This is a genomic window from Gilliamella intestini, from assembly GCF_900094935.1.
Classification (GTDB): domain Bacteria; phylum Pseudomonadota; class Gammaproteobacteria; order Enterobacterales; family Orbaceae; genus Gilliamella; species Gilliamella intestini.
This window is the reverse complement of the sequence record NZ_FMBA01000059.1, coordinates 1-11,585: the sequence shown is the minus strand read 5'-3', so window position 1 is coordinate 11,585 and position 11,585 is coordinate 1. Positions and strand designations below refer to the sequence as shown.

Below are 11,585 nucleotides of genomic sequence, written 5' to 3'. Positions count from 1 at the left end.
TGACTATCACATATTTTAATAAATGGAAAACAGAGAAGTCTAAATTCATCACGAAACGGTATAGAATCCTGAATATTTTTTACAAAAATAGCGCCTAAAAAGTAAACTGACTATTACATATTGTTTTGCAAATTATGGTAAACAACGCGCGTCATTCCTACGAATACTTAAGTTGCTGTCACTTGACACATCTTAACCAGCAGCGCTCAACTGCTGGTAATGAATTAACCAATATTCTATCTAAATCAAACAAAATACCTTTAGCTTTTATATCACAATTTACCAGCACTACCACAAATACGAATTTTATCTTCGATAATTTTTGCCATAGCTAATTTAGCTGGTTGCATATAATGCCTTGGATCATTTGCATCAGGGTTGATTTTAAAATCTTGTTTTAACGCATCTGAAAAAGCAATTTTTAATTCAGTTGCCACATTTACTTTGCAAATACCCAATGAAATCGATTTTTTCACCATTGCATCAGGTATACCTGATGCACCATGTAACACCAGTGGAATATCAACTTTATCTCGTATTTTGGCTAATCGTTCAAAATCGAGTTTAGGCTCACCTTTGTACATACCATGAGCTGAACCAATAGCTACCGCAAGTGAATCTATTCCTGTGCGTTCGACATACTCTTTTGCCGCACTGGGATCTGTAAAAGCACTATCTTTGTTATCGACAATAAGATCGTCTTCTTGCCCGCCAAGCCGCCCTAATTCAGCTTCAACACTAGCGTTAAACTTATGGCTAAATTCAACCATTTTACGCACAATGTTAATATTTTCTTCAAATGGATGATGTGAAGCATCGATCATAATTGAACGAATACCCGCTTCAATTTTAGCTTGAATATCTTTGATATCTTCATGGTGATCAAGGTGTAGAGCAAAAGGAAAATGCTTGGTTTGTGCAGCTGTTTTACAAATATTAATTAAATACTCTGTACCTGCATAGCGATAAGTGCTAGGTGTAGCTGCCAATATTACCGGTGATTGCATCTGTTTAGCGGTATCAATTACGACTTGGATAGTTTCAAGATTATGTATATTAAATGCCGGAACAGCATAATTTTCACGTTGTGCTTTTTTTAACATTTCTTGACTGGAAATAAGGTACATAATAACTCCTTAATTAACATAAATTTTTAATTAATTTGGGTAACTCTAACTTGTTGATAATATTCATTATAATTACGCATATCGACAAAACCAGTTTGTGACTCCATCGCATTTAACATGCCCATTGTCATCGCCCGTTTAAGCATGACTTCTATCGGTTCGTTTTCATAAATACTAACGGCAAGTCCAGCTAAAGTGACATCTCCCGATCCAACAGGATTAACCACGTTAATTTTAGGAATTGAAACTTGGTAATAGTTGTGATGACAGCGAGCAAAAGCGCCATTTTTACCTAATGAGATGATGATAAAAGCAATATCATTCAGTAAAGGATGATTAACGGCTTTAACTAATGAAGCTACATCATTTGGATCGATATCCATTTGAATAATATGCTGTAGTTCATCTTTATTGGGTTTGATTAAAAAAGGTTTATTTTTAGAAACGAGTGTTTCTAATAACATTTTACCTGATGAGTCTAGCAATACTGGGATCTGATACTTATTTGCCTTTTCAATTAATTGAGTATAAAAACCGACTGGAAATCCTTGTGGCAATGACCCTGAAATAGTAATAACCTGCGCTTGACTAAGCAAATTCTGGTAATGTTCTAAAAAGACATTGACATCATAATTATCTAATACTGGCCCTGACTCTAGGATTTCAGTTTGGTTTCCCTCATGTAAAATGGCAATACAGTTTCTTGATTCATGTTGGGTGATATAAAAGTCGTAATTAATATTATCTTTATCTAATTGTTTTTGAATATACTCGCCCGTTGTTCCACCAATAATGCCTGATGCAAGAACGGGAATACCTGAGTATTTAATGCCTCGAGTTACATTAAGTCCTTTACCTCCTGCGGTTTTTTTTACCTCTGAGACTCGATTAATATCATTAATCGCTAATTTATTTAATGGATACGATATATCCACCGAAGGGTTCATCGTAATTGTTAATATCATATTCTCTCCTACGCATTGATATCGTTGGGAGAAATAACAGGTTTAAATGATCACTATCATTAAATCGACTTGGCTAGAAGTAAAAACTTTTATCGTTTAGGGTATCGAACCTAAACGAGTAATGGTTTTTAATATTTATGACCAATTAAGATATAAAAAACACACGAGTGTAAGCACAAATATTAAACCGCTATTAATTTAATACCCTTTGCCACAAATTCTTGTTTACAGCTACTGTCAACATCAGTATCGGTAATAATGGTATTGAGTTGGCTAAGTGGTAACACAACATTAATACCATTACGACCAAATTTAGACGAATCAAGTACAGCAATCACATTCTTAGCGGCATTAGCCATAACACTGCTGATAGTATAACCTTCGTTAAACGTTGTTATTCCTCTTTCTGCATCGATTCCATCTGCACCAACAAACAAAATATCAGCAGAAATGCCAGCTAACGATTGCTCAGCAATTTTTCCATGAAAAGAACGCGTTTTATGTCTAAGTGTACCACCACACATAAATAGCATAATGTCACTATTGTCTGATAATATAAATGCAGAAGTAAGACTATTGGTAATCACAGTAATATGCTTCAATTTTACCAGTTCTTCTGCTATCAACATGGTAGTACTACCACTATCTAAAATAATAGTGTCACCTTCTTTAACATGTTTAACCGCTTCAATTGCAATACGTTTTTTAGCTTCTATAAATCGCTGATAACGTTCTTCTAATTGCAGCTCTTTAAATGATTTTAAGTCACCGTTATTCATGATTTTGGTTGCTCCACCATGAAATCGTGTTAGCACTCCTTGTTTTTCTAGCAATCTCAGATCGGTTCTGGTTGTGACCTCCGAAACATTAAACTGTTCCGACAAATCAGAAACTAATACCGTTCCTTTCATATTAAGAAGTTCTACTATCTGTTGGCGTCTTTCACTTGCATTCATAATATTTCCTTTTTCGAAAATTTTTTAGCAGTGTATAACAAACAGAATCAAAAGATAAGGTTTCATTTTCAATCGCTGACTTAAATCAAAATAATTACATACAATTTAATAAAATTTTGCCATTCATAGGGCGACCATTTAAGGCAGTCACTTGTTTAATAAATGAATCAAAGTCACCCATGCTAGCAATCAGCTCATCAAGTTTAATTTTTCCATCCATAAAGTACTGACTCACTAATTGCCACTCTTTACCTGGCCATGGCGCTGAATAGTTCATCCAGCTGCCTAAAATTTGTAACTCTTTTCGTAAAATCAGTCCGAATGTTTTTTCTGGAAGTGTAATATCATGATGAAGTGTACCTACCAAGGCTATCTTCGCTCTAGGGCCTGCAATTTCAATGGCTAAGTTGACCGTAACGGGTGAACCCGCCGTTTCTAATACAATTTGATCAAAGCGAGATGAAGATAAAGCTTGGTAAATCGCATCGGTGCTAAGATCTTGAGAATGATATACCACATCAGCGCCTAGTTGTTTGGCTAAATCGAGACGCTGCTGGTTAATATCAAGCACCGCAACTGATTTTGCCCCCATTGCCTTGGCACATTGCATAGCAAGTAATCCGATTGTGCCACCACCAACGATGACAACATTTTTGCCCTCACATCCATCGGCCAATAACAAAGCATGCATTCCAACAGTCATTGGTTCAAAAAATGCACCCTCAAGCGGGCTGATACCTTTAGGTAATTTAAATGCATTTTTCTTATCTAATACAATATACTCCGCAAAGCCACCGGCTATCCTTGAACCCACAAAAGTGTAATGTTTACAAAGTGAATAGTAATGCTTTTGACATTCATCACATTTGAAGCATGGCAATAATGGTACGCAACAGATTAAATCGCCATTGTCGAACTCAGTCACGCCATACCCCGTATCCACTACGGTACCACTAAATTCATGACCAAGTGTAATCGGGTAAAAATGAGCATCATGGTGAAATATACGCGGAATATCTGAACCACATAATCCACAATAAGCCACTTTAACTAAAATTTGATCTGGAGATGTTATTTTGGGCATTTCTATATTTTGTATAGATAAAGCTCCCTCTTCATTGACAACAACCGCTTTCATGTTATTTTCCTTTATTGGTAAACAAATTACGTTGATGTATTGCTTTCACTCGTTACTGAGTGAAAGCTTTCCGATTGATTTTGGTGATGACTGTTTTGGGATTATTTTATTACTCCATCTTCTTGATCTAATGGTTGATTTTTCAGAAATAACTGGTATTTTTGGGTGCGTTTCCATGTCAAAAATAAGCAGAAAAGGTAAAACAATCCAATAAGGGAAAAACCAATAGGTTGTTTCAAGTTGACCAACTGAACCATAAGATAAGTAATGGGTGACCCACCTTGATCCATTGCACCAACTGAAACGCCATTATTCGTAGTCATCGTGCCTGCATTAATGGCTAGTTGAGTAGTCAATGGAACCATTTGGGTGGCAATCCAAAGCGTAATGGCGATAATGATAGAACCAGAAATAATGATTCTAAACAGGTTACCTTGATGAACCGCTACCCCCATTGCGATAAAAAAGCCAATAGTTGCCAGATCACCAAAAGGTAAAACTTCATTACCAGGTAGGATGATGGAGATAAAAATACTTAATGGAATAAAAATTAAACTCGCTGATACTACCGTTGAATGCCCTAATAACAATGCTGGATCTAAACCAATAAGAAAATCTTGCCCACCAAATTTTGATTGTAAATGTTTGCGTGCTTGTTTAGATATTGGGGTTAAACCATCCATAATTGGTTTTATCACTCTTGGCATTAACAGCATTACCGCAGCGGTTTGAATTGCAAGTTGTAAGGTTTGCTTGACACCATAACCTGCTAATAAACCTAGTAAAATGCCCATAAATAAACCTACGGTAACAGGCTCACCAAACGCACCAAATCTTTTTTGCATATCAACAGCATTAAAATTAATTTTATTAATGCCTGGTATTTTTTCGATAACAGTATCAACAAATACCGCTATCGGGCCACAATATGCCGAAGTTCCATGTGGTACAGCAATACCATCAAGCTCAAAAAAATCTTTGGTATCTTTAGCAAACCAATCACCCAGTTTATAAGCAATAATGGCATGAACAATAACCCCTACAATACCAAGCCAGTAAGAGCCTGTTGCAATGTAAACAAGCGCACCGGTAAATGTCATGTGCCATATATTCCAAATATCAACATTAACAACCCTAGTTAATCTTAAAACTAACATAATAATATTTACTGCAATAGCGATAGGAATGGCAACTAAAGCAATTTGTGAAGCCCAAGTCATAGGCGCTGCACCAGGCCAACCAACATCGATAACATTTAGACTAATATCAAATCTTTCAGCCATCGCTTGAGCAGCAGGCCCAACAGAACTGGTTAACAAATCAACAACTAATCCTATACCAACAAACCCTATTCCTATATGAATTCCAGCTTTTAGTGCATCACCCAACTTCATTCTTAAAGCTAATGAAAACAAGATAATCACAATGGGCAACATCACTGATGGACCAAGATCCAAAATGTACTGCATAATTTCAGTAAACATATTTTTATCCTTTTAAAATAGATAATATTCTTGCTTTTAACTGCTCAATTCCAACGCCAGATACAAATGGCATACCATGCACAATCGGAATATCACCAAATGTTTGATCCATCTTTGCTGTAGTACAAATCAGGTCGGCATCATCAATAAAGGTACTAATTTCATTAATCCGACACTGCACTAGATCAAGCTCAATATTATTTTCATTACATAACTCTTTTATCTCGTCAGCTGCTAAAGTTGATGTTGCAACTGCACCACCACATGCAACAATAATCTTTTTTTTCATAATTCCTCCTAAACAAGTTATTGATTAAATATCACTTTATTAAAATGTTCGGCAATTGCATCTTGCGGGCTATTTAATAAAAAATGATAAAATTCTTTATTTTGTAGACTTGTAAAAAGTGTTTTTAAAAGTGTTAGCTGATCTGTTGGTGAAGTAACAACCAATGAAATAATTAATGAAACTTCAACAGTTCCATCATCATCTGCTCGTTGGAATAAAACAGGAGACTGAGAGCGAAGAATAAAGACCGCAGGGCTATTTGCATGTTCTGCTTCACAATGTGGAATAGCTACAGCATAACCATCGAGTAAAATACCCGTTGGAAATGATGCTTCCCTATCAATCAAAGCTTTCAAATGGCTTTCTTTTACAATACCTTTTTGCTGTAATTGCTGACTCAGATAAGTTAGCAAATCTAAACTATTGTTAAAATTAACATTATCCTCAATAAGAAGCTGACATTCTCTCATTTTATTCTCCATTTTTTGTCTTTTTTATGTTACTTTTTAAATTACAACTTTCGAAAACAAAAATAATATCGAAAGATTAATTTCTTTCGAATGAAAAAACAAATAGGATTTTACTATTTTGTGATCGAAATCTATTTTTTTAATAAGCATCGTTTCTCAAATCGGTGTAAAAACACATTCCAACTGCAAATTATGATCAAGATCACAAAAATTACTTTTTTAGATTGCAATAAAAGATTAAAGTGACAGAATGTTACCCGTAACAAAATGTGAGTATATTAAGGATTAGCAATGAGTAAAAAAAGCAAACAAGTTTTTGTATTAATGGGAGTGTCGGGTTGTGGTAAATCAGCGGTGGCTAAACAAGTTGCTTATAATTTAGATGCTGCTTTTTTAGATGGTGATTTTTTACATCCTAAGTCTAATATTCTAAAAATGCGCAGTGGCACACCATTAAATGATGAAGATCGTATGCCTTGGCTTAGCTTAATCAGTAATGCCGCTTTTGCCATGAGTAATGTCAATGATGTATCGATTATTATTTGTTCGGCATTAAAAAAACACTATCGAGATATTATCCGTGGCGAGAATGAAAATGTTCATTTTATCTATTTAAAAGGCGATTACAATGTCATTGCCGAACGTTTAGCTAAACGCCAAGGTCACTACCAAAAAACTGGCATGCTTCAATCGCAATTTGACACTCTTGAAGAACCAACTACTGATGAAAACGATGTCTACAAAATAGACATTGCACAGCCATTAGTCAATGTTGTCAATGATACAGAGCAAGTCATTCGTTCCATATGTCATTGTGAATAATAGCAATAGAATAAAAAGAATAACATAACAAATGTCGAGGTTAATGTGAATCCAACTGTTCAAGCTGTAACAAAACGTATTATTGAGCGTTCAAAAGCAACGCGCGAGGCTTATTTACAAAAAATAGAACGAGCAATGCTCAATAAAGTAACTCGAGCCAGCTTACCTTGTAGCAACTTAGCTCACGGTTTTGCTGCTTGTTGTATTGATGATAAAAATGATCTAAAAAATATTCTAAAAAGCAATATTGGGATCATTAGCTCTTACAACGACATGCTTTCGGCACATAAACCTTATGAATATTATCCTGAACAAATCCGAAAAGTCCTCCACGAAGTGGGCGCGGTTGGGCAAATGGCGGGGGGAGTACCAGCAATGTGTGATGGCGTTACCCAAGGCGAGCCGGGAATGGAGCTGTCATTAATGAGCCGAGACATCATTGCCATGTCTGTTGCTGTTGGCCTTTCACACAATATGTTTGACGGCGCACTATATCTTGGCATTTGCGATAAAATTGTACCAGGTTTATTTATTGGTGCATTAACATTTGGTCACTTACCAGCTATTTTTGTACCTGCAGGACCAATGCCATCAGGCTTATCGAATAAAGAAAAAGTGCGTATCCGCCAGCTCTACTCAGAAGGTAAAGCCTCGCGTCAAGACTTACTTGAATCAGAATCGGCATCTTATCACACTAGTGGCACTTGCACTTTTTATGGTACAGCAAATAGTAACCAAATGGTTATTGAATTGATGGGGCTACATTTGCCTGGGACGGCTTTTGTTCATCCTGAAACGGCATTACGTTATGAATTAACCAATGCTGCTGCTAAACAAATTACTCGCCTAACCAACCAATCAGGTAACTATATGCCTGTGGGTAAAATGGTAGACGAAAAAGTCATCGTCAATGGCTTAGTTGCATTACTGGCAACAGGTGGATCAACCAATTTAACCATGCATATTGTAGCAATGGCAAAAGCGGCTGGAATTATTATTAATTGGGATGATATTTCAGATCTTTCAACTGTTGTACCACTACTTTGCCGAATTTATCCGAACGGTCCTGCTGATATTAACTATTTCCAAGCAGCAGGGGGAACTTCTTTACTGGTTCGAGAATTACTGGCTGGTGGCCTATTACATGAAGATGTTGAAACCGTTGCCGGTCATGGTCTTAGCCGTTACACCAAAGAACCAATTTTAGAAAATGGTAAATTAGTTTACCGTGAAGGTCCAACCAAATCATTAGACGAAAATGTCATCGCCTCGATTAAAAAACCATTTAACTCGCATGGTGGATTAAAAGTTATGTCAGGCAACCTAGGGCGAGCAGTAATGAAAACATCCGCTATTGAGCCTGAACATCAAATTATCGAAGCACCTGCGGTTGTTTTTAATAGCCAATATGATTTAGATGCTGATTATAAAGCAGGAAAATTAGATAAAGATTGTGTTGTCGTTGTACGCTATCAAGGGCCGAAAGCGATTGGCATGCCAGAATTGCATAAACTGATAACCCCACTAGGCGTGCTACAAGATAAAGGCTATAAAGTCGCCTTATTAACCGATGGTCGCTTATCAGGTGCTTCAGGTAAAGTTCCTGCTGCTATTCATGTCACACCAGAAGCTTATGATGGCGGTTTACTAAGTAAAGTTCAAGAAGGCGACATGATTCGTGTTAACGGCCAAACTGGCGAAATCACGTTACTTGTTGATGAAGTTGAATTAGCTAAACGTAAACCTTATCCTTTCGACTTAGCGGATTCACATCTTGGTTATGGGCGTGAACTATTTACCGTTATCCGAGAAAATTTAACTTCCGCAGAAGAAGGTGCAGTAAGCATTTAATACTAAAAATCTGCCGCATATTGCGGCAGAAACTAACCAATCAGTCTCGCGGTAGAAATTCTTCACGTAGTTTACAGTGCTTTGAGATGCACTGTAATAAATATCCATAAAAAAACACAATTAACACCCGATCACAAACAAGCGATAGAGTGCTGATATCATAAAGAAAAATAACTGTCACCAATTTAGCTAAAGGCGATAACAAAAACTATCCGAGCGAAATACTGCAAGTTGTTACCAAAAGTTTACCTTTACTTAAAAATCAAACGAAACAACAAACTAGAGAATATTTACCTTTTGTTATCAATATGATTTTTTGTGTTTTTTTACATAAACACAGTGCATCCCTGAAACTTTTTGACAAAATAGCACTGTATTTATTTGTTAGATAAATGTTTGTTTAGATAAACTGTATGATAACCGTCGTATTAATTAAAAATTCACCGAACGCGTCTGCACACAAACCAATAGGAAAGCCCAAAGCGTGATATGAACTTTGAATTGAGATATGGCATAATCAGCCAATATTTAGCGACTCAAAAGAGAGAAAACAAAAACTCAAACGCTTTATTAATTTTTATAGAACCATTAAACCGCATAAAGCAATTTTTGGGGAACTTCTAGTAAAATTTAAAAAGATTAAATTATGATCATTCTAAAAAATAATAATACAAAATTCAAACTAAATGTAGAAGGTTATTCTTATCCATTTTCCAGAGAATATTGGGATTCTAATTGGCTAAGTATAAATATTGAAATTAAAGATTTTCAAACCTCCCTTTTTTTTGATAAAAATGACAATTGCCTTTTAACAACAGAATTGGTTAATTTAAGAGAATGGTTTAGTAATTTGAAAAATAACAATTTTGATGAAACTGATGAAATTCATTTTATGGAACCTGCCTTATCTATTAAATTTAAAAATAATCAGCTTGAAATAGTTTTAAGGTATAAATTAAATCCTAAATATGAAGAGGATTTTGATTCGGAATATTCATTGTTCTATGTCGTTAATGAAAAAGAAATACAGGGTATTATTGCAGAACTAGATCGCTATATTAAAAAATATCCGGAAAAAGAAATATGAACTATTCAGAATTTAAAGGAAACTTAAAAAAATAACTAAAGATACTTTTTTAAAGTGTCTTGAAAACTTAAAAAAAGAAGAAATATGCGGATTTGGTTTATATACTGATGAATCGGTTATGAGCATTTCAATTTCCTGTAACACGATTACTCATTTAAAAGAATTACAGCAAGAGGAAAAAGACTACGATGAATACTTCAAATGGAGTATAAATGAATGGAAGTATGAAATGATAAACGAAATGCACTTTTCAAAAATTAATGAAGAACTATTAAATGAACATAATAAAATATCTAATAATCAAATATTATTTATAAAACATAAAGATACTATTTTTAAAATTGCAGTAGAAGTTTTGGAAGAACTAAAAGAAGAATCACTATTTAAAAATTTAAACAGTGAATTTGTATTAATGTTTGGTATAAGTGAATTTGATGATAAAGAAATCGAAAAAGTTTTTGCGAAAAGACTAAATGATGAAACTAAATTCATGGAATTTAAAAATTGGATTGATTCAGAAGAATAGTATCAAAGAATATTTCTCAGTAAAGAAATAGTAAGCCGAAAATTTACACAGTTAGGGAAAGTAACAGAAAGAACAGCAAAAAAATATATTGATGAAATCACTAGCAAATACGCCCCCGGTACGGTTATCAAAAACACCAAACGTAATGCGGAAGCCATTGCAAGAGCAGGAAAAAAATTAGACGGGCAAATGATTTTAGAAGTACCTAGACAAACAGAAAAAATTTCCAAAGAAGTTTTAGAGTATGCGGCTGAAAAGGGTGTAACAATAAGAGATGTATCAGGTAAAATATATAAATAAATCAAAATAAAGGAAATAAACTATGATAGTAAAGTATTTAGGATTTTTTATGCAAAAAATAAAAGATCAAACAAGTTCAGTAAGCAGATGGGACACATGGAATAATACCAAATTTAGAAATAAAGTAGAAAAAGGCAAGCTCACTTCCGAAGAAGTCGCTAAATATAACCACGAGCATTTATTGGGATATGAGTTTTGCGTATTACACTCCGAAAAATCACTTTACCCCTATTGTTACGTTACGATAGTGCCTAGAAACAAATATGTTGGCGTTCATTTTATCGATAATGAAGGAAGAACATATTTAAAATATCATTTTGGTGAAGTAAAAGAAGACCGCACCTTATTTTTAGAAGAAGTTTGGTTTACGCAATACATTGCAGGAAACAGCAGCGAAGACGAAGAGTACCGTATGCACTTTGCATTTGATCAGGACGGAAACTATGCTGCCCGAAAATATATCGATTCTAAGGGGAAATACGAAGATTACGAAGGCAATCAAAAACTCGACTTTTCAGGCTTATACGAAAAATATCCCGAATTTGGACAATACGAAGGCATAATCCAACT

The 11,585-nt window shown here is 34.9% G+C and carries 12 protein-coding genes; 5 read left to right on the top strand and 7 right to left on the bottom strand.

Annotated elements, in window-relative coordinates; translation table 11 throughout:
• Nucleotides 1-272 precede the first annotated feature (272 nt).
• From GA0061080_RS10895 to gatA, 7 genes are all read right to left on the bottom strand, one after another.
• Nucleotides 273-1,127, bottom strand: coding sequence for a tagatose bisphosphate family class II aldolase (locus tag GA0061080_RS10895; protein WP_091125495.1), 855 nt, complete (start codon nucleotides 1,125-1,127; stop codon nucleotides 273-275).
• Between the two features lie 26 nt (nucleotides 1,128-1,153).
• Nucleotides 1,154-2,092: a hexose kinase gene (locus GA0061080_RS10890; RefSeq protein ID WP_091125492.1), complete on the bottom strand. Its 939-nt coding sequence runs from the start codon at nucleotides 2,090-2,092 to the stop codon at nucleotides 1,154-1,156.
• Between the two features lie 182 nt (nucleotides 2,093-2,274).
• Nucleotides 2,275-3,048: a DeoR/GlpR family DNA-binding transcription regulator gene (locus GA0061080_RS10885; RefSeq protein WP_091125488.1), complete on the bottom strand. Its 774-nt coding sequence runs from the start codon at nucleotides 3,046-3,048 to the stop codon at nucleotides 2,275-2,277.
• A 94-nt stretch (nucleotides 3,049-3,142) separates the two neighbouring features.
• Nucleotides 3,143-4,186, bottom strand: coding sequence for an alcohol dehydrogenase catalytic domain-containing protein (locus GA0061080_RS10880; protein ID WP_091125485.1), 1,044 nt, complete (start codon nucleotides 4,184-4,186; stop codon nucleotides 3,143-3,145).
• Between the two features lie 101 nt (nucleotides 4,187-4,287).
• Nucleotides 4,288-5,670 (bottom strand): PTS galactitol transporter subunit IIC, encoded by a 1,383-nt coding sequence (locus GA0061080_RS10875; RefSeq protein ID WP_091125481.1) that lies wholly within the window; start codon nucleotides 5,668-5,670, stop codon nucleotides 4,288-4,290.
• A gap of 4 nt (nucleotides 5,671-5,674) precedes the next feature.
• On the bottom strand, nucleotides 5,675-5,959 hold the full coding sequence (gene gatB, locus GA0061080_RS10870) for a PTS galactitol transporter subunit IIB (RefSeq protein ID WP_091125477.1): 285 nt from the start codon (nucleotides 5,957-5,959) through the stop codon (nucleotides 5,675-5,677).
• 17 nt (nucleotides 5,960-5,976) lie between these two features.
• Nucleotides 5,977-6,429 carry a PTS galactitol transporter subunit IIA gene (gene gatA / locus GA0061080_RS10865; RefSeq protein WP_167349229.1) on the bottom strand — a complete coding sequence of 151 codons (453 nt, stop codon included), beginning with the start codon at nucleotides 6,427-6,429 and terminating at the stop codon, nucleotides 5,977-5,979.
• A gap of 291 nt (nucleotides 6,430-6,720) precedes the next feature.
• On the opposite strand from gatA, the gene gntK reads away from it, so the two are divergent.
• The 5 genes from gntK to GA0061080_RS10840 all read left to right on the top strand — a co-directional run.
• Complete coding sequence (gene gntK, locus GA0061080_RS10860; protein ID WP_091125470.1) at nucleotides 6,721-7,251, top strand: gluconokinase; 531 nt, start codon at nucleotides 6,721-6,723, stop codon at nucleotides 7,249-7,251.
• Between the two features lie 45 nt (nucleotides 7,252-7,296).
• Nucleotides 7,297-9,102: a phosphogluconate dehydratase gene (edd, locus tag GA0061080_RS10855; protein ID WP_091125467.1), complete on the top strand. Its 1,806-nt coding sequence runs from the start codon at nucleotides 7,297-7,299 to the stop codon at nucleotides 9,100-9,102.
• Nucleotides 9,103-9,748: 646 nt separating this feature from the next.
• Complete coding sequence (locus tag GA0061080_RS10850) at nucleotides 9,749-10,189, top strand: WapI family immunity protein (protein ID WP_091125464.1); 441 nt, start codon at nucleotides 9,749-9,751, stop codon at nucleotides 10,187-10,189.
• A gap of 31 nt (nucleotides 10,190-10,220) precedes the next feature.
• Nucleotides 10,221-10,715 carry a DUF4303 domain-containing protein gene (locus tag GA0061080_RS10845; protein ID WP_091125461.1) on the top strand — a complete coding sequence of 165 codons (495 nt, stop codon included), beginning with the start codon at nucleotides 10,221-10,223 and terminating at the stop codon, nucleotides 10,713-10,715.
• 349 nt (nucleotides 10,716-11,064) lie between these two features.
• A partial coding sequence (locus tag GA0061080_RS10840) for a hypothetical protein (RefSeq protein WP_141683145.1) occupies nucleotides 11,065-11,585 on the top strand: 521 nt, incomplete at its 3' end.